This is a genomic window from Aurantimonas endophytica, from assembly GCF_014196845.1.
In the GTDB taxonomy this organism is placed as follows: Bacteria; Pseudomonadota; Alphaproteobacteria; order Rhizobiales; family Rhizobiaceae; genus Aurantimonas; species Aurantimonas endophytica.
The window spans coordinates 1,087,001-1,105,458 of sequence record NZ_JACIEM010000001.1 but is presented as its reverse complement, the minus strand read 5'-3'; the positions used below and the strand labels follow the sequence as shown (position 1 = coordinate 1,105,458).

Here is an 18,458-nt window from a genome sequence, read left to right as displayed (position 1 = left end):
GGTTTCCCCAGGAGCGCCATCGGCGCATGGCGGAGCTCATTCTTGCGCGCGGGCAGATGACGGTCGGCGAGCTGATCGAACATTTCGGGATTTCCGGCCCAACCGCGCGGCGCGATCTCGAGGTGCTCTCGCGGGCGGGGCTCGCGGCGCGGACCCATGGCGGCGTGCTCGCGCCCGGCAAGGGCGGACCGTCCGAGCCCTCGTTCATGGAGAAACTGCGTGTCCACCAAGCGGTGAAGACGCGCATCGGCTTGGCCGCCGTCCGTCATCTGGAGGACGGTCAGCGCGTGCTCATCGATTCCGGCACCACGACCCTGGCCGCCGCACGTGCCCTCGCTGGCCGGCCGCTGCATGTGTTCGCGATGGACCTGAAGATCGCCGAAGCTGCAGCGGCGGGAGAGACCCGGGTCTCTCTGCTCGGGGGCGAGGTCCGCAACGGCTATTACAGTCTCGTGGGCGAATGGACGCTGCGCGCGCTGTCCGAGCTTTCCTGCGACATCTTCCTCATGGCCGCCGACGCCGTGGATCCCGACGGCATCTCCAATTCCACGGCCGAGGAAGCTGAAGTCAAACGCCGGGGCATTTCGCGTGCCGCCCGCACGATCCTCCTTGCAGACCACTCCAAGCTCGGTCGGCGGGCACCGGCCGACGTTTGCGGGCTCGACGCCATCGATCTCTTCATCACCGACAGGACCGCGGCCGTCCGGCTCGAGCCCTATCGCTCGCTGTTCAAGCGATGCGAACTTCATTGATTTTGGCCGCGGCTGCCGCGGCGAAAGAACGGGATCCGAAATGCAGATAACGAAATTCAAGACGATCTTCGGCGACAAGAAGCCTGTCATCGCGATGGTGCATCTGGCGCCGCTGCCGGGCTCGCCCCTGTACGACAGCGAGGGCGGCGTCGCGGCGATCGTGGAGGCGGCGCGGCGCGACCTGAAGGCGCTGCAGGCGGCCGACGTCGACGCGGTGATGTTCGGCAATGAGAACGACCGCCCCTACGAGCTGAAGGTCGATACGGCGTCGACCGCCACCATGGCCTATGTCATCGGCCAGCTGCGCGCCGAGATCGAAAAACCCTTTGGCGTCAACGTCTTGTGGGACCCGATGGCCTCGGTGGCGTTGGCGGCGGCGACGGGGGCATCATTCCTTCGCGAGATCCTGACCGGCACCTACGCCTCTGACATGGGACCCTGGACCCCGAATGCCGGCGAGGCGATGCGCTATCGCGACCGGCTGCACCGGCCGGACGTCGCGATGCTGGCCAACGTGTCGGCCGAGTTCGCCTATTCGCTCGACCGGCGGGACCTCGCCGACCGGGCACGTTCGGCAGTGTTCTCGTCGATCCCGGACGCGATCCTCGTCTCCGGCGCGATCACCGGCGAGGCGGCGGAGATGACCGACCTCATCGCGGTCAAGAAGGTCCTGCCGACGACGCCGGTGCTGGCCAATACGGGGGTCAAGCACACGACGGTGGAAGACGTGCTGAAGGTTGCCGACGGCTGTATCGTCGGATCGTCGCTGAAGGTGAACGGCGACACCTGGAAGCCCGTCGACGCCGAACGGGCCGCCGAGTTCATGCGGCTCGCCAAGGCCGCCCGCGGCGATTGAGGTAGGGTCATGAGCACACGGCGCGACTCCACTGGTTCCTACATTGTCGGCCTCGGCGTGCTGACCCTGACGATCCTCGTCGTGCTGAGTGTGACGACGCCGAACTTCCTCACCGTCGCGAACCTGAATTCGATGGGATCGCAGTTCCCGGAATTCGGGCTGCTCGCGCTGGCGGTCCTGCCGACGATGATCAGCGGCGGCATCGACCTGTCGGTGGTGGCGATCGCCAATCTAGCCTCCATCATCGCGGCGCTGCTTCTGCGCGCGGGGCCCGAATATGCCTGGCTGGCGATCCCGGCGGCGCTGCTCGTCGGGCTTGCCTGCGGCGTCCTCAATGGGTGCCTCATCGCCTATCTCAGGCTGCCGCCGATCCTGGCGACGCTGGGGACCATGCAGCTGTTCAGCGGCATCGGCATCGTCATCACAAGAGGCCCGGCGATCACCGGGGTTCCCGCTTGGTACGGCGCCTGGGGCAACTGGTCGATCGGCGGCATGGTGCCGATGCCGCTGGTCATCTTCACCGTCGTGGCGCTGGCGCTCGGCATTCTCCTGCGCTTCACAGCATCGGGGATGCGTGCCCGGCTCTTCGGTGCGAACCCGACGGCCGCGCGCTTCGCCGGTATCGGCGAGACCGGGCTGATCATCCGCATCTATGCGGTCGCCGGGGTGATCGCGTCTATCGCCGGCCTCGTCATCCTCGCGCGGGTCAATTCGGCCAATGCCGATTACGGCGGCTCCTATCTCCTGCTGGTCATTCTGATCAACATCCTAGCGGGCGTCAGCCCGTTCGGCGGCTTCGGCTCGACCATCGGCGTCGTCCTCGCGGTGATCACCCTGCAACTGATCTCGTCGGGGCTGAACTTCCTCGCCTTCTCGGCCTTTGCCCGCGACCTCTTCTTTGGCGGCCTCCTGATCATCGTCATGTCGGTGCGTGCACTGATGGAAGGCGGAATGGGCTGGCTGCGACCACGATTCGGAAAGGCATCCACCTGATGAAAGACAGACTGCGCGACCTCGTCGCCGATCTGATGATGATCCCGGGCCTCTCGGGCCACGAGGATCGGGTGCGCCGGCGCATCGCCGGTGAGCTGAGCGAGATGGGCCTTGCCTCCCGTACCGACCGGCTGGGCAATCTGATCGCGACGCTGCCGGGCGATGTCGGCGCCCCCAGTGTCATGCTGTTCGCCCATACCGACCAGCTCGGTTTCGTCACCCGAAAGATCGAGCCGAACGGCCTGATCCGGATCGAGCGGCTGGGCGGTGTTCCGGAGAAGGCGCTGGCCGCGCAATGCGTGCTGTTCTGCGTCGGCGAGGGCCGGGACGTGCGCGGCATCATCGCCAACAAGAGCCATCACGCGACACCGCCCGAGGAGAAATACAAGGTCACGCCCTATGCCGACCTGTTCATCGACATCGGTGTCGATTCCGCGGCCGCCGCGCGCGACCTCGGCATCGAGATCGGCACGCCGGTGGTCTACGAGCCGCGCGTCCTGCATCTGAACCAGAACCGCGTCGCCGGGACCTCGGTCGACGACCGGGCCGGCTGCGCCGTGGTCGTCGAGGCTGCGCGGCTGCTGAAGGACATCCAGCCGCGACCGACGATCCATTTCGTCTTCGCGGTGCTCGAGGAGTTCAACCTGCGCGGCGCCATGGTGGCGGCGCAGGCGCTGGCGCCGGACATCGCCATCCAGCTCGACCTGGCACTCACCGCCGACACGCCGGATATGGTGCATCGCGGCGAGGTGGTGCTCGGCGGCGGTCCGGCGATGAGCCACTACTCCTTTCATGGCCGCGGCACGCTGAACGGCACCATCCCGCACCCGGCGCTGACGGCGCTCGTCGCCCGCACGGCGGCGGAGGACGGCATACCCCTGCAACGCACCGCCCATGTCGGGGCGCTGACCGATTCGGCCTATGTACAGCTGGTCGGCGAGGGCGTCGCCTGCATCGATCTGTGCTTCCCCAGCCGCTACACCCACACCTCGCTGGAAGTCTGCGATCTCGATGATCTGGTCGGCCTGACCGGGCTCGTGGTCGGGGCGATCTCGCGCATGGCCTCCGGCTTCGATCTCGACCGGGACCTCTATACGTGAGCCGCGCCTATCTCGGCATCGATGTCGGCACGTATCAGACGAAGGGCGTCGTCGTGTCCGGCACCGGCGAGGTGCTGGCCGCGACCAACCGCTCGCACCGGATGATCGTGCCGCAGCCGGGATGGGCCGAACACGATGCCGAGCGCGACTGGTGGGGAGAGTTCGCCTCGATCGCGCGGCAGCTGGTAACCGAATGCGGCCTGCCGGCGGAGGCGATCCGCGCGGTCGGTGCCAGTGGCATCGGCCCGTGCATGCTGCCGGTGGACGCGGACAATCGGCCGTTGATGAACGCCGTGCTCTACGGCGTCGACACCAGGGCCCATGAAGAGATCGCGGAACTGACGGACCGGATCGGCGCCGACACGCTGCTCCAGCGCACCGGCAACCCGCTGACCTCGCAATCGGTCGGGCCGAAGATCCTCTGGCTGAAGCGGCACCGTCCGGAAATCTACCGGGACGCCGCGGCCTTCGTGAACTCCACCACTTTCCTCGTCGAGCGGCTGACCGGGCAGCGCGTGCTGGACCATTACTCGGCCGCGAGCTTCCAGCCGCTCTACGATCCTGCCCGGCACGACTGGGCCGACGATCTGTGCGCGGGCATCGTCGAACGCGAGCGCCTGCCGGAACTGCTCTGGACGTCGGAGATCGCCGGCACGGTGACGGCGCAAGCCGCCGCCGAGACCGGGCTCGCGCCCGGCACGCCGGTGATCGCCGGGACGATCGACGCGGCCGCAGAGGCGGTCAGCGTCGGCGTCGCGCGGCCGGGCCAGATGATGCTGATGTACGGCTCGACGATCTTCATGATCCTCGTCACCGCCGACCCGGCGCGGGACCGCCGGCTCTGGTCCGCCCCGTGGCTGTTCCCCGGCCAGTACGCGCTGATGTCGGGCCTGGCGACGAGCGGCACGCTGACGCAGTGGTTCCGCGAGCAGTTCGCCCGCGACCTCGCCAAAGACGGTGCGATGGGGCGGCTTGCCGAGGAGGCCGCGGCCTCGCCGCCGGGGGCCAACGGCCTGATCGTGCTGCCGTATTTTTCGGGCGAGCGCACGCCGCTGCACGATCCGCATGCCAAGGGCATGATCTTCGGTCTCGACCTGACCCATAGCCGCGGCGACGTCTACCGCGGCGTGCTGGAGGGGATCGCCTACGGGGTCCGGCACGTGCTGGAAACCTACGAAGACATCGGCAACCGGCCGGATGAGATCTGCGCCGTCGGTGGCGGCACCAATAACGAAGTGTGGTCGCAGGCGGTTTCGGATGCGAGCGGGGAGGCGCAAGTGCTGCGACGCGAGACCATCGGTGCCAGCTTCGGCAACGCGTTCCTGGCGGCAGTCGGCGTGGGAGACGCCGCGCCGGCCGACATCGACAGCTGGAACCCGGTCGTCGGCCGCGTCGAACCGCGTGCCGCGCATGCCGGCACATACGATCGGGGCTTCGGCACCTATCGCGAACTCTACGAGCGGACCCGCGATCTGATGCGGCCGCCCGCCGAGCCATATCGAGACGGCATCGGGTGATGCCACAACAAGGGAGAGTGCATATGCATCGCAAATTGAAGGGCGCCCTCGCAGGCGCATTGCTGACGTCGACCCTCGTCGCCGGAACTATCGTGACGGTGGGCGCGCAGGACGCCAAGGAGATCGTCACCGTCGTCAAGCTGTCCGGCATCGCCTGGTTCAACCGCATGGAGGAGGGCGTCGAGGAATATGCCGAAGCCACCGGCAACAATGCCACCCAGGTCGGCGCGGCGACGGCGGACGCGGCACTGCAGGTGCAGCTGATCGAGGACCTCATCGCGCGCGGCGTCGATGCCATCACTGTCGTGCCGAACTCGCCGCAGACCCTCGAGCCGGTGCTCGCCCGGGCGCTCGAGAACGACATCGTCGTGATCGCCCATGAGGGCGCGACGCTGCAGAACATCACCTACGACCTCGAGGCCTTCGACAACGCCGCCTATGGCGAGCACCTGATGGAACGCCTGGCGACCGACATGGGCGGCGAGGGCGAATACGCCGTGTTCGTCGGCTACCTCACCTCGGTCACGCACAATTCCTGGGTCGACGCGGCGATCGCGTATCAGGAGAAGAACTATCCGAACATGACGCTGGTCGGCGGCAAGCAGGAATCGGCCGAGCAGCAGCAGCAGGCCTATCAGAAGACCCGCGAGCTGCTGCGCACCTATCCCAACCTCAAGGGCATCCAGGGCTCGGCCGGCGAAGACGTCGTCGGCGCGGCACTGGCCGTCGAGGAAGCCGGCATGAGCGACCAGGTGTCGATCGTCGGGACCAGCCTGCCGTCGGTGTCGGGCCCGTATCTGGAGACCGGCGAGATCGACATGATCTCGTTCTGGGATCCGGCCAAGGCCGGCTATGCCATGAACGTGCTGGCCGAGAAGGCGCTGGCCGGCGAGACCATCGAGAACGGTGCGGATCTCGGCGTCGAGGGCTACAACGACGTCAAGTTGGACGGCAAGGTCGTCTACGGCCAGGCCTGGGTCGACGTCACCGCCGACAACATGGACGAATACGACTTCTGACGAACCAGAGGGCCGCCGTCGTCGACGGCGGCCCTTTGCCTGCAATCCACCGGAGACGAACATGGCCGAACCCGTCCTCTCGATGACCGGCATCCGCAAGGCCTACGGGCCCGTGACGGTGCTCGAGGACGTGGGGCTGTCGCTGATGCCGGGCGAAGTGCGGTGCCTGGCCGGCGAGAACGGCTCCGGCAAGTCGACACTGATCAAGATCCTGTCGGGCGTGGTCGGCAGCGACGCCGGTACCGTCAGGGTCGCCGGCAACCTCCTCACCGGTGATCCGCGCCAAGCAATCGGGGCTGGATTGTCGGTGATCTACCAGGACTTCTCGCTGTTTCCGAACCTGACGGTGGCGGAGAACATCGCCTTCCTGAAATTCGTCGCCAATGGTGAGCGCTGGCACCGGCGCGGGGCGGAGAAGCGGATCGCGCGCGAGACACTGGCGCGGATGCAGGTCGCTATCGACCCGGATGCCCTGGTCGAATCCCTGCCGGTCGCCTCCAAGCAGCTCGTGGCGATCGCTCGGGCGCTCGCCAACGAGGCGCGCATCATCGTGATGGACGAGCCGACGACGGCGCTGACCCGCAGCGAGGTGCGCCATCTGGCCGAGATCATCGCGGCGCTGAAGGCCGACGGCGTTGCCTTCCTGTTCGTCAGCCACAAGACCGAGGAAGTCTTCGCCTTCTGCGACACGATCACCATCCTGCGCGACGGCAAGGTCGTTGCCGAGGGGCCGGCGACCGAGTTCGACGGTCACAGGCTCGGCCGCGAGATGACCGGCCGCGACGTCGACACCCAGCGCCTGCGACGCGACGCCGCGCCCGAGGCAAAACCCTTCCTTACCACGCGCTCGCTGACGCGCCGCGGCGACTACGCCGATATCGAGCTCGATCTGCGGCCGGGCGAAATCGTTTCGATCGTCGGCCTGCTCGGATCCGGCCGCACGGAACTCGCGCTGTCGCTGTTCGGGCTGATGGCTCCGGACGATGGCCGGATCGAGATCGACGGCACCTTGGCGGTTCTCGACAGCCCGCGCCGGGCCATGGATGCCGGCATCGCCTATGTGCCGGAAGACCGGTTGACGGAAGGCCTGTTCCTTGATCAGCCGATCGGCGACAACATCACCGTCGCCACCCTGAAGGAGCGTGGCTTCCTCAGCCGCAGCCGGCTCAAGGCGCAAGCGCGCAAGGCGGTCGAACGGCTGCGCATCAAGACGCCGGGTGTCGAGCCGTCGGTGGCGACGCTGTCGGGCGGCAACCAGCAGCGCGTCGTCCTCGCGCGGTGGATGGAGCGCTCGCCCCGCCTGATCATCCTCAACGGACCGACCGTCGGCGTCGACATCGGCTCCAAGCGGGAGATCCACGAGATCCTGCTGGCGCTCAGCCGCTCGGGGACCGCCGTGATGGTCGTCACCGATGATATCGGCGAAGCCATGGCGCTGTCCGATCGCGTCCTGATCATGGTGAAGGGCCGGATCACCTCCAGCTTCGACGCCGAGGCCGTCGACGAAGACCAGATCTATGCCGAAGTCACCAGGGAGGGGCGTAGCTGATGCGCGGATTGTCGAACATTCTCGGCTCGGCGCAGGGTGTCGTGCTCCTGATGGCGCTGGTATTCGCGCTGGCCATCGGCATCACCAACCCGGGCTTCCTCTCGGTGGCGACGATCGTCGACCTCATGCGCAACTCGCTGGTGACCGGCATCTTCGCCCTCGGCGTGATGATGGTGCTCGCCTCGGGCGGCATCGACGTGTCGTTCACGGCGATCGGCGCCTTTGCGATGTACACGACGATGACGTTGGTGCTCGGCGTCGACATCGACGTGCCGATCGTCGGCCTGTTCCTGGCGAGCGCGCTGATCGGCGCAGCGCTCGGTCTGATCAACGGCCTGCTCATCGGCGGGCTCGGGCTGCCGACGCTGATCGTCACGCTGGGCACGCTCAGCCTGTTCCGCGGCGCGCTCCTGACCTTCGTCGGGACGACCTATCTCACGAGCGTGCCGCGCAACGTCATCAGCTTCGCCCGGACGATGATCGTGCGGATGGAGAACGCCGTCGGCCAGCTCGTCTCGCTGCCGCTCTCCTTCGTGGTGCTGGTCGGCGTCACGATCTTCGTCGCCATACTGATGAACTTCACGATGTTCGGCCGGAAGATCTACGCCATCGGAGGATCCGAGGAGGGGGCCCGGCGCATCGGCATCGACGTGGCGCGGGTGAAGATCTGGATCTACGTCATCGCCGGCGCGATCGCCGGGCTCGCCGGCATGACGCACATGACCCTGTCGCGCATGGCCAACCCGTTCGACCTCGTCGGCACCGAGCTCAACGTTATCGCCGCCGTCGTCCTCGGCGGCGCGCGCATCACCGGCGGGCATGGCACCGTCACCGGCGCGCTGCTCGGCGCCCTGGTGATCACCATGATCAACACCTCGCTGCTGAGCGCCGGGGTACCGTCCTACTGGCAGCGCGTGGTGGTCGGCCTCTTGATCATCATCGGCACCGGCCTGCCCATCCTGACCGACCGCCATCGTGCGAAACGCGAGCGCCTGGCGCGCGCCGCCGTCTGAAACTTCGAGGGAGATCCGAGTGAAGAAGATCCTGAACGACCCGAAAGACTACGTTGACGAGATGCTGGAAGGCTTCACCGCCGCGCATCCCGAGTTCTACGCCCAGCCCGAGCGCCGGGTCATCGCCCGCGCCGGCGGGGCGATCGCCGGCAAGGTCGGCATCGTCACCGGCGGCGGCTCCGGCCACCTGCCGGTCTTCACCGGCTATGTCGGTCCCGGCTTCCTCGACGCCTGCGCCATCGGCGACGTGTTCGCCAGCCCGTCGGCCGAACAGATGGCCGGCGCCATCCGCCGGGCCAATGGCGGGGCCGGCGTCCTGCGCCTCTACGGCAATTACGGCGGCGACGTCATGAACTTCGACATGGCCGGCGAGATGGTCGACATGGAGGACGACATCCGCACCTCGACGGTGGTGCTCGCCGACGACGTCGTCTCGGCGCCGAAGGAAGAGGCCGAGAAGCGACGCGGCGTCGCCGGCATGATCTACGCCTTCAAGATCGCCGGCGCGGCGGCCGACACCATGGCCGATCTCGACGAGGTCACCCGGATCGCCCAGAAGGCCGCCGATGCCTGCCGCTCGATCGGCATGGCGCTGTCGCCCTGTATCGTGCCGCAGGCCGGCAAGGCGAATTTCGAGATCGGCGACGGCGAGATGGAAATGGGCATGGGCATCCATGGCGAGCCCGGCATCTGGCGCGACAGCCTGAAGCCCGCCGACGCCATCACCGACGAGATGATCGACCGCATCCTTGCCGACCGTCCGCTCGCCCGCGGCGACCGGGTCTCGGTGCTGGTGAACTCGCTGGGCGCGACGCCGCTCGAGGAACTCTACATCATGTACCGGCGCGTCCGGCAGCGCTTCGACGAGGCCGGCGTCGAGATCGTCATGCCGCTGGTCGGCCGCTATGCCACCTCGATGGAGATGACCGGCGCGACGCTGACCGTCATCGCGCTCGACGACGAACTCGAGACTTACCTGAAGGCGCCGGCGGCCTGCGCCTACTGGCGCGTGGGCTGAGCGATGAGCAGCACGACGATCGACAAGGCAGCCATCGCCGCCGCGCTCGGGAAAGTGGCGGCGGGGGCGGAAGTGGCCGCAGCCGAGCTCAACGCCGCCGACGGTCAGCTGGGCGACGGCGACCTCGGCATCACCGTCTCCAAGGGGTTTCGCGAGGCGGCCAACGCCGACCTGCCGGAGGACGTGGGCCTTGCTTTGCTGGAATGCGCCAAGGCCTTCCAGCGGGTATCGTCCTCCTCCTACGGCACGCTGGTCGCCACCGGCTTCATGGCAGCCGCCAAGGCGACCAAGGGACGGGCCGAAGTCCCCGCGTCGGAGATACCGGCGCTCGTCGCCGCGGCGCGCGACGCGATGATGGCGCGAGGGAAGGGCGAGCTTGGCGCCAAGACCGTGCTCGACAGTCTCGACCGGACGGCGCAGGCGCTGGAGGGCGTGGCGCCGGAGGCCATGGCCGCAGCGGCGGTCGAAGCGGCGCGCGCGACGCTGGAGGCCTTCAAGGGCAAGCCCTGCAAGCTCGGCCGCGCCCGTATGTTCGCCGAGAAGAGCGCGGCGCTCGACGACCCCGGCCAGCTGGCGTTCCTGCGCATCGTCGAGCCGCTCGCCGACCAGACCTCGTAACGGAAGACCGACGCCATGGAATACAGGACGCTCGGCCGTTCCGGCCTCAAGGTCTCGGCGATCGCGATGGGGACGTTCTCGTTCGGCGGCGAGGGCGCCTTCGCCAAGGTTGCCTCGCAGGGCGTCGCCGAGGCGCGGCGCCTCGTCGACGTCTGCATCGAAGGCGGCGTCAACCTCTTCGACACGGCCAACATGTATTCGCTCGGCCGCTCCGAGGAGATTCTCGGCGAGGTGCTGGAAGGACGGCGCGACGAGGTGCTGATCTCGTCCAAGGCCCGGATGCGGATCGGACCCGGCCCCAACGACGAGGGCGCCTCGCGCTACCACATCATCCGCGAATGCGAGCGGAGCCTGAAGCGGCTGCGCACCGACCACATCGACATCTACCTGATGCACGAATGGGACGGGCTGACGCCGCTCGAGGAGACGCTGGCGGCGCTCGACACGCTGCAGCGCCAGGGCAAGATCCGCTATGCCGGCTGCTCAAACTATTCCGGCTGGCACGTCATGAAGGCGCTCGGCATCGCCGAGCGCGAGAAGCTGCCCCGCTTTTCCGCCCAGCAGATCCACTACACGCTGGAGGCCCGAGAGGCGGAATACGAACTCCTGCCGATCGCCGTCGACCAGGGCGTCGGCGTCATGGTCTGGTCACCGCTGGCGGCGGGGCTGTTGTCGGGCGCCTTCCGGCGCGACAGCCGGCCGGCGGATTCGCGGCAGGCGGCCGGCTGGAGCGAGCCGCCGATCCGCGACGAGGGGCGGCTCTGGCGGATCGTCGACCGCCTGGTGGAGATCGCCGAGACCCGCGACGTCTCACCGGCGCAGGTCGCACTCGCCTGGACGCTGTCGCGTCCGGGGATCTCGACGCTGGTCGTCGGCGGCCTGAGCGAGGCGCAGTTCCGGCAGAACATCGCAGCCGCGGCCCTGAAGCTCTCGGCAGACGAGCTCGAAAGCCTGAACCAGGTGAGCCGACCGCCTTACCTCTATCCGTACTGGCACCAGCACAATTTCGCGTCCGAACGGTTCTGCGACGCGGACCGAGCCTTGCACGACAGCTATCGCGACCTCGGCCTGGTGTGAGGAAGAGGACCTCGCTCCGGGACGATCGTAAGGTAACCACAGCGATTACTCGTCAAACTATGGTATATTTGTCGTTCGGCCAAGAAAGCGACTTCGTGGCCTAATTCGGGCGAAAAAGTGGATCGCCTTCCGCCGCGTAGACGCCTAACGTTCCTCAGCCCCGTATCAGGGCGCTGGGGGAAGCCATGACAAATCAATCGGTGCGGACTTACGAGCGTCGCGCACGCTCGCTGGGCTTCGTCGCCTTGCTCCTGGGCAGCAGCGCCCTGACGCATCCGGTTCAGGCGCAGTCCGTGATTTCGGTTGAGCCGACATCGTTCCAGACATTGAACTTTGGCACCAACGGAACGTTCCTCACCGGCATCCGCGACGACAATATCGTCGGCAACTACACGATCCCCGAGAGCGGCCAGACGGGCGGGCTCTACTACAACATCGCGACCCAGGTCTGGTCTCCCATGACCCAAGCGACCGACAACGGCGCGAATTTCCCCGGTGCCATCGGTTCGTCGCCCTACGGCCCGCATTTCGGCAACCCGGACGGCGTCCTTCGCGTGGTCGGCAGCTACAAGACCGAGGCCTCCAACCCCTACGACCTCAGCTATCTGTATGACGGCGCCGCCTTGCCCGGCCAGCAGAACACGCTGCTTGCCTATCCCGGCGCCGACACGCTCTTCACCATCGCGCACAGCACGTTCGGCAACCACGTAGTCGGCAACTACGACACGCGATTTGCGACCGGCAACGCCTTCATCTACGACATCAATGCCGGCACCTACACGACCAACAACATTCCGGGGGCCATCAGCACGACCGCCTACGGCATCTACGGCGACAAGATCGCCGGCGGCTACGGCGAGGCGTTTGTCGACGGAGTACGCCACCTCGAACACGGCTACATCTACGACCAGCGGACCGGCACCTACCAGACCTATGACCACCCGCTCGCGGTCGCCACGCATTTCGAGGGCATCACAGGTGCTGGACGACCCGACGAATACAACCTCGTGGTGAACTGGGTCACGGCGGACGGCGTCGTCCATCCGGCGGTCATGCATGTCGACGCACTGGGGCTGCATACCTGGCACAACATCGACATCCCCGGTGCGCTCGTCTCGTCGAATTCCGCCTACGGTGACAACGTCGTCGGCATCTACGTCGACGCGAACGGCATCAACGGCTATCTCGCCACCATTCCCGGCATCTACAACCCGCTGCGCAACACCGGCACGCTGATCTCCGACGCCGACAATACGGCCGTCCTCTCCGGACGGCGTGGCGAGGACATCATCAACAGCGGCACCGTCGAGGTCAGCGGCACTGCCGGCATCGGCATGCGCGGCGAGACCTATGGCGTGCTGAAGAACACCGGCACCATCACCGCGACCGGCCTCGCCGGTGCCGCGGCGGAGATGCACGGTCGCGACGGCACGTTGCTCAATAACGGCATCCTGTATGCCACGCCTGTCGCCGATGCCCTGCGCACCGGCCCGACCAGCGCCGGTACGATCATCGTCAACCAGGGCGTCATCGATGGCCGGATCGCCGCCACGGCGGGGGTGGAGAAGCGGTTCGAGAACAGCGGCCTGATCAGCGTGTCCGGTACCGGCATTCCGATCACGCACCTGTTCGGGGGCACCTTCGTCCAGACCTCGGCCGGTACCTTCAATGTGCGGATGCTCGACGCGGGCAACGATGCGTTCGGGATCACCGGCACGGCGCGACTGGCGGGTACGCTCGGGATCTCCTTCCAGACCCTGAATTTCGCCGAAAGCTACACGCTCGTCGGCGCGACGCAGGGGATCAACGGGACGTTCGACACGGTCTCCATCGCCGGTCTGCCGGACCTGTTCGCAGCAAGTCTCGACTATGGTGCGACGACGGTGACGCTCGGCCTCACCGCCGATATCGCCGGCCTCGCCAATCTGACGCGTAACCAGACCGCGGTGGGTTCCGCGCTCGACGGGTTCATCAACACCGGCACGAACGGCATGCTGACGGGTCTGCCGGCGGGACTGGAGCCGCTCTACAGCCTCACCGCCGGCCAGCTGCCCGGCGCTCTCAGCGCGCTGTCCGGCGAGGCCTATGCGAGCCAGCAATCGGTGCTGACCGGCGACAGCCTCTACAGCCGCCAGGCGCTCCTTGGACGCCTGCGCCAGGAGAGCTATGCCGACCAGTCCGGCCCGATGGCAGCCCTCTCCAATGGCGGCCCAACGCTCGCCTATGGGCCGTCCACCACCTTCGGCGCGCCATCGCCGAGCATGGCGCCGCAGGGTGCTGCACCGACTTTCGACGGCACCGTCTGGGGTCAGGCCTTCGGCGGTTGGAGCGATTATGATGGCGGGAGCGGCGTCGCCGACGTCGATGCCGATATCGAGGGCATCATCGCCGGCGCCGATGTCACGGTCGAAAACTGGCTCGTCGGTGCGGCCATCGGCTACTCGCGGTCCACCGCCGATACCGACGCGCTGGCAAGTTCGTCGGACGTCGATAGCCTGCTCTTGGCGCTCTATGCCGGCACCGGGTACGGACCCTGGAACCTGCGCCTCGGCGCCAGCTATGCCTTCAATCAGATCGATGTCTCGCGCACCATCGCCTATCCGGGCTATGGCGAGCGGGCGGAGGGCGACTATGACGGCGGGACCGCCCAGGGCTTTGCCGAGATCGGCTACGGCTTCGCGGTCGGCGAACTGGCACTGGAGCCCTTTGCGGGCCTTGCCTACGTCAATGTCCACAACGACGGCTTTACCGAGACGGGCGCCGCGGCCGGACTGACCAGCGGATCGAGCTCCACCGATGTCGGCTATTCCTCGCTCGGTCTGAGGGTGGCGACGGAGATCGCGCTTCCCAATGGCATGGCGTTGAAGCCCAACGCCTCGCTGACCTGGCAGTACGCCTTCGGCGACACCACGCCCGAGGCGCGGCTGGCCTTCGTCGCCGCGCCTTCCGCGGACTTCACCGTGGTCGGTACGCCGCTCGCACAGAACACCGCGCTGGTGGAAATCGGCGCCGATCTCGCGCTCAGCGAACGGACCAGCTTCGGCGTCTCCTATCTCGGCCAGTTCGCCGAAGACGTCACCGCCAATGCGGTGCAGGCGAATCTGCGGTGGCAGTTCTAGGGGCTATCGTCGAGACGCGGCTCAAGGCGTCGGGTCCAGCTCCAGGGCGATGCTGCGGCATCGCTCGCCAGACCCCGGCCCATGGCGGTCTCGAAGTGTCGATCAGGCGACGACGAGCCCCAGCGGCGACGGCGTTCGACCCTCGGCTCGGCTAGTCGCGCGGAGCGGAATCGTCTTCCACCGCCGCAGCCGCGCCGAAGGCGGATCCGGCTGGCCTTCCCGGAGCGTCGATGGCGGGCAGGGCCGCCTCGATGCGTTGACGGAAAGGCTCGAACTGCGCCGGCAACTTCAGGGAACTGCCGAGGTCGGCCAGCTTCTCGTCGACGGTGAAACCCGGAATGTCCGTCGCGATCTCGAACAGGACATGGCCCGGCTCGCGAAAATACACCGAGCGGAAATAGTTGCGGTCCAGCTGGTCCGTCGTGGTGATGCCGTGGTTCTCGGCGAGCCGTTTCACCATCGCGGCCTCCTCCGCATCGTCGGCGGCGCGGAACGCGACGTGGTGCACCGATCCGCCGCCCTGGCGCGGTTTCAGGAAATCGCCGACGGCGCGGATGTCGACGATGCCGCCGAGCGTTGCGCCGCTGTCGAAGCGGGTCAGGAAGCCCTCACTGGCGCTCTGCCGGAAGCCCAGCACGTCGGTCAGGATGGCGCCGGTCGGCCCGACTTCCTCCAGCAGGAGGCTGACGGAGTGCAGGCCGCGGAGCGCGTTCTCAGCGGGAATCCCGCCATCGGCATAGGCCGGTTCGGCCTCGATGCCGGGCACCGCGACGAGGGCGAGGCGCGTGCCGTCCGGGTCACGGAAGGGCAGGACGGTCTCGCCGAAGCGCTTCTCCAGGCGCTCATGCGCGACGCCTTTGTCGACGAAGCGATGCGTCCAGTAGCCGATGGCGCCCTGCGGCACGCGGAAGGCGGTCTCCTGCGTCTCGCCGATGCCGAGGCGCCCGGGCGCGACATTCTCCCACGGAAAGAAGGTGATGACGCTGCCGGGACGGCCGGTCTCGTCGCCGTAATAAAGGTGATAGGCGCCGGAATCATCGAAATTGACGGTCTTCTTGACCAGCCGCAGGCCGAGGACGCCTGTGTAGAACGCGACATTGCGGGCAGCCGTCCCGGCGATGATGCTGACATGATGGATGCCTCTGGTCGTCATGGTCGCATCTGCTCCGGTTGGCTGGGCGCACGGTTCGCGGCTCAGAATAGATGCATTCTCGCCGTGTCGGAATGGTTCGGGCGAGGGGCGTCGGTCTCCGGTGACCGGCATGCGTCTGCGCGGTCCTGTCGTACTCGTCGGAGGGCAGTGCGGAATCGTCGGCGCCGAGCGATTTGCCGTTGCCCGGCACCCCGGCGAATGGAACATTGGCACCGGAGCGGCGATCTTGGCGCGGGCTTCCCAACCGAGGACTATCCGCTCCCGTGGATCTACAAGATCTGATCGCCCGTTACGGGCTCCTCGCACTCCTTGTCGGCTCAGGTGTCGAGGGAGAAACGATCGTCCTTCTGGGCGGGCTGATGGTCCACCGCGAACTGTTCGGCTTCGGGCCCGCGGTGATCGCGGCAACGGCCGGGTCGTTCATCGCCGATCAGGTCTTCTTCGCGCTGGGGCGCCGGTACCGCGACACGGCATTCGTTCGGCGCATCCGCGACAAGGCCGCTTTCCAGCGCGCCCTGCAGACGTTCGAACGCTACCCGAACAGCTTCATCTTCGGCTTCCGGTTTCTCTATGGGTTGCGGACGGTCAGCCCGGTGGCCATCGGCACTACGAGCGTCTCGGCGTGGCGCTTCCTTGCGGTCAACGCCGTGGCCGCCTGCGTCTGGGCCACCACTTTCATCTCGCTCGGCTATCTTTTCAGCCAGTCGATCGAGGCAGTCATGGGGCGGATCGGATCGATCGAGCATTGGGCGATCGGCGTGGCGGCAGTCGTGCTCCTGATGGTCCTGGCTATCCGTCTCGTGCGCCGCCGCCGCGCGTCTTAGGCCAGTCAGTCGCCGGCGGTCCGGCTGCCGCGCAGCATGGTGCGGACGAACGCGTGCAGGTCGAAGCCGGTCGTGGGGGAACGTCCGTAAAGATGCCGATCGAGCGCGGAGAGCGCGTTTTGGCGCGTGGCACGCTTCGGGCCTGTCGAACGGGCGACGAGGCCGCGTGCCGCCAGCCGCGTGGCCGGCATATCGCCGCGGCGCGCAGCGCGGCGGAGCGCAAGGGCATCACGATCGGGCATGATGCGCCGGGCAAGCCGCGCCAGCTCCGCGCGGCTGCGCAGCCTGCGGCCCGGCAGGAGCAGCGCCAGCACCGCGAGAAAGCTGCCGGCACCCGCCAGCAGCGCGGCGTTCGCGGCGAAGAAGCCCGCCATCCCGCCAGCTGCCGGCTCAGCCATCGCGGCGAATGCGATGCGCTGCGAATTCAGGACGACATCGCGCATCTGGCGTGTGGACGTATCGAACCAGGGGATGTGAAAGGCTTCCAGGCGCCCCGGTTCCGACGAGACGGGCCGCATGCGCCACTGCCATTCGACCGTCGAGACAGGGCCGTCTTCGGTTAGCTCGACGCTGCGCTGCTCCGGCGCAAGGAAGGAAATCAGCCACGGCGCCAGCATCTTCGGCGGTGGGGGGAGCGCGTTGGCCGGCAGGCCAGTCGCCTCGATCCGCACCGTTCGCGTCGCGGTCTCGCCATTGGCGAGCATGGCGGGATCGCGGTCCCACTCGTCACTGTAGGTGAGCGAACGGGCAGGAAGCCACCAGGCGCCGGCATTCGCCGGCCGCGGCTCGACGGCGACGGTGACGGGAGGCGACACGACGTCGTGCTCGAAACGTTCGCCGTTGCCTGCAACCAGCGTCAGGCGATGGGTGAAGGACGCGATCGTGAGCTCGCCGGCGGCCTCCGGATAGAGCGCCAGGCGCCGCTCGAAGACGGTCAGCTGGCGGCCTTCGATGCGCTGCGTCGTCCAGCTGTCACGGCCGAGCTGCACCCAGCCGAAATTGCGCAGATCGGGCTGCACCAGCCGCTCAAGTCCGATGGTGACGTCATAGAGGCCCCGGATGGTGATCAGGATCATCTCGCCTTCGAACGGCGTCGCCGGGGCGGGGTCGATCTCCACCGTCAGCCTGGCGTCGCGCGCCGCGATCTCGGGCGCGGCAGCGGCCGGCACGGCAAAGGCGAAAGCAAGGATCAGGATCCGCAGCGCGAAACCTACCATGCGGTGTCCTCCGGCGGGTTGGCGAGGCCGAGATCGAGGCGCCGCTGATGCTCCGCCTGCAGCCGCAGCTTCAGATAGAGGCCGGGATCGTCGGCCAGCGTCGTCAGCCAGGCCTCGCTGGCGGCCACCGCCTGGCCGGTACGCGGGCGAACCACCGAGCGTTGCTCGGCGAGGGTGAGCGTGCTGGGCGGTGCCTGCTCGGCCTGGGCCGCGTCGGCTTCCGGGGCGTCGGCGGTCGCCGCGATGCCGTCGATCGTGTTCGCCTCGCCGATGACCGGATCGACGAAGCGGGCGACGAGATCGCGGTTGAACCGCGCATCGGCATCGGTGGCATCGAGAAAAAGTACCGCCTCGAAATAGGCGACGGACTCGGCGTAGCGGCCAAGCGCTGCGAGCGACATGCCGCGATTGAACGTCGCCGAGCGCCCGGCCTCGCGGAACGCTTCATCGGCCGCGGCGTAGTCGCCCGCCGCGAAGAGCGCGACGCCCCGCGTCACCGGATCGTCCGCGAGCCGGGCCGCGATGTCGGGTGCGCCCGCTGACAGGGCCAGCCGGGCGAAGGCGGCCGGGCCCGCAATGACGGCAGCCAGGACGGCGACGGCGACCAGCGCGAAGGGGAGGAGGCGCCGCATC

16 protein-coding genes are annotated in these 18,458 nt (G+C 67.6%); 13 read left to right on the top strand and 3 right to left on the bottom strand.

The genetic code is table 11. The annotated features are described in order from the left end of the window. Window positions 1–26 precede the first annotated feature (26 nt). From GGR03_RS05415 to GGR03_RS05360, 12 genes are all read left to right on the top strand, one after another. Window positions 27–752: a DeoR/GlpR family DNA-binding transcription regulator gene (locus GGR03_RS05415; protein ID WP_183206516.1), complete on the top strand. Its 726-nt coding sequence runs from the start codon at window positions 27–29 to the stop codon at window positions 750–752. Between the two features lie 40 nt (window positions 753–792). Further along, complete coding sequence (locus tag GGR03_RS05410; protein WP_210291992.1) at window positions 793–1,608, top strand: BtpA/SgcQ family protein; 816 nt, start codon at window positions 793–795, stop codon at window positions 1,606–1,608. A 9-nt stretch (window positions 1,609–1,617) separates the two neighbouring features. Beyond that, window positions 1,618–2,601 (top strand): ABC transporter permease, encoded by a 984-nt coding sequence (locus GGR03_RS05405; RefSeq protein ID WP_183206514.1) that lies wholly within the window; start codon window positions 1,618–1,620, stop codon window positions 2,599–2,601. Next, entirely contained in the window at window positions 2,601–3,701 is a 1,101-nt protein-coding gene (locus GGR03_RS05400) for a M42 family metallopeptidase (protein ID WP_183206513.1), read from the top strand. The genes GGR03_RS05405 and GGR03_RS05400 overlap by 1 nt, the downstream gene beginning before the upstream one ends. Then, window positions 3,698–5,218 (top strand): FGGY family carbohydrate kinase, encoded by a 1,521-nt coding sequence (locus tag GGR03_RS24720; RefSeq protein WP_183206512.1) that lies wholly within the window; start codon window positions 3,698–3,700, stop codon window positions 5,216–5,218. Before GGR03_RS05400 ends, GGR03_RS24720 begins: the two co-directional genes overlap by 4 nt. Before the next feature lie 23 nt (window positions 5,219–5,241). Then, window positions 5,242–6,237, top strand: coding sequence for an autoinducer 2 ABC transporter substrate-binding protein (locus GGR03_RS05390; protein ID WP_183206511.1), 996 nt, complete (start codon window positions 5,242–5,244; stop codon window positions 6,235–6,237). 61 nt (window positions 6,238–6,298) lie between these two features. Further along, complete coding sequence (locus GGR03_RS05385) at window positions 6,299–7,786, top strand: sugar ABC transporter ATP-binding protein (RefSeq protein WP_183206508.1); 1,488 nt, start codon at window positions 6,299–6,301, stop codon at window positions 7,784–7,786. Next, window positions 7,786–8,799, top strand: a complete 1,014-nt coding sequence (locus GGR03_RS05380; protein ID WP_183206506.1) for an ABC transporter permease — start codon at window positions 7,786–7,788, stop codon at window positions 8,797–8,799. The genes GGR03_RS05385 and GGR03_RS05380 overlap by 1 nt, the downstream gene beginning before the upstream one ends. 19 nt (window positions 8,800–8,818) lie before the next feature. Continuing rightward, entirely contained in the window at window positions 8,819–9,817 is a 999-nt protein-coding gene (locus tag GGR03_RS05375; RefSeq protein WP_183206504.1) for a dihydroxyacetone kinase subunit DhaK, read from the top strand. A 3-nt stretch (window positions 9,818–9,820) separates the two neighbouring features. Continuing rightward, window positions 9,821–10,435 carry a DAK2 domain-containing protein gene (locus GGR03_RS05370; RefSeq protein WP_183206502.1) on the top strand — a complete coding sequence of 205 codons (615 nt, stop codon included), beginning with the start codon at window positions 9,821–9,823 and terminating at the stop codon, window positions 10,433–10,435. Between the two features lie 15 nt (window positions 10,436–10,450). After that, window positions 10,451–11,512, top strand: coding sequence for an aldo/keto reductase (locus GGR03_RS05365; RefSeq protein WP_183206501.1), 1,062 nt, complete (start codon window positions 10,451–10,453; stop codon window positions 11,510–11,512). A 185-nt stretch (window positions 11,513–11,697) separates the two neighbouring features. After that, window positions 11,698–14,631, top strand: coding sequence for an autotransporter family protein (locus GGR03_RS05360; RefSeq protein ID WP_183206500.1), 2,934 nt, complete (start codon window positions 11,698–11,700; stop codon window positions 14,629–14,631). Between the two features lie 151 nt (window positions 14,632–14,782). Here the strand turns inward: GGR03_RS05360 and GGR03_RS05355 are convergent, their stop codons facing one another. Then, complete coding sequence (locus tag GGR03_RS05355) at window positions 14,783–15,784, bottom strand: ring-cleaving dioxygenase (protein ID WP_183206497.1); 1,002 nt, start codon at window positions 15,782–15,784, stop codon at window positions 14,783–14,785. A gap of 263 nt (window positions 15,785–16,047) precedes the next feature. On the opposite strand from GGR03_RS05355, the gene GGR03_RS05350 reads away from it, so the two are divergent. After that, on the top strand, window positions 16,048–16,608 hold the full coding sequence (locus GGR03_RS05350) for a VTT domain-containing protein (RefSeq protein WP_183206495.1): 561 nt from the start codon (window positions 16,048–16,050) through the stop codon (window positions 16,606–16,608). Window positions 16,609–16,613: 5 nt separating this feature from the next. Here GGR03_RS05350 and GGR03_RS05345 read toward each other — a convergent pair whose 3' ends face one another. After that, a complete protein-coding gene (locus tag GGR03_RS05345; protein ID WP_183206493.1) occupies window positions 16,614–17,825 on the bottom strand; it encodes a BatD family protein in 1,212 nt (403 codons plus the stop codon). Then, window positions 17,819–18,457 (bottom strand): tetratricopeptide repeat protein, encoded by a 639-nt coding sequence (locus tag GGR03_RS05340; protein ID WP_183206491.1) that lies wholly within the window; start codon window positions 18,455–18,457, stop codon window positions 17,819–17,821. The genes GGR03_RS05345 and GGR03_RS05340 overlap by 7 nt, the downstream gene beginning before the upstream one ends. Window position 18,458: the final 1 nt, after the last annotated feature.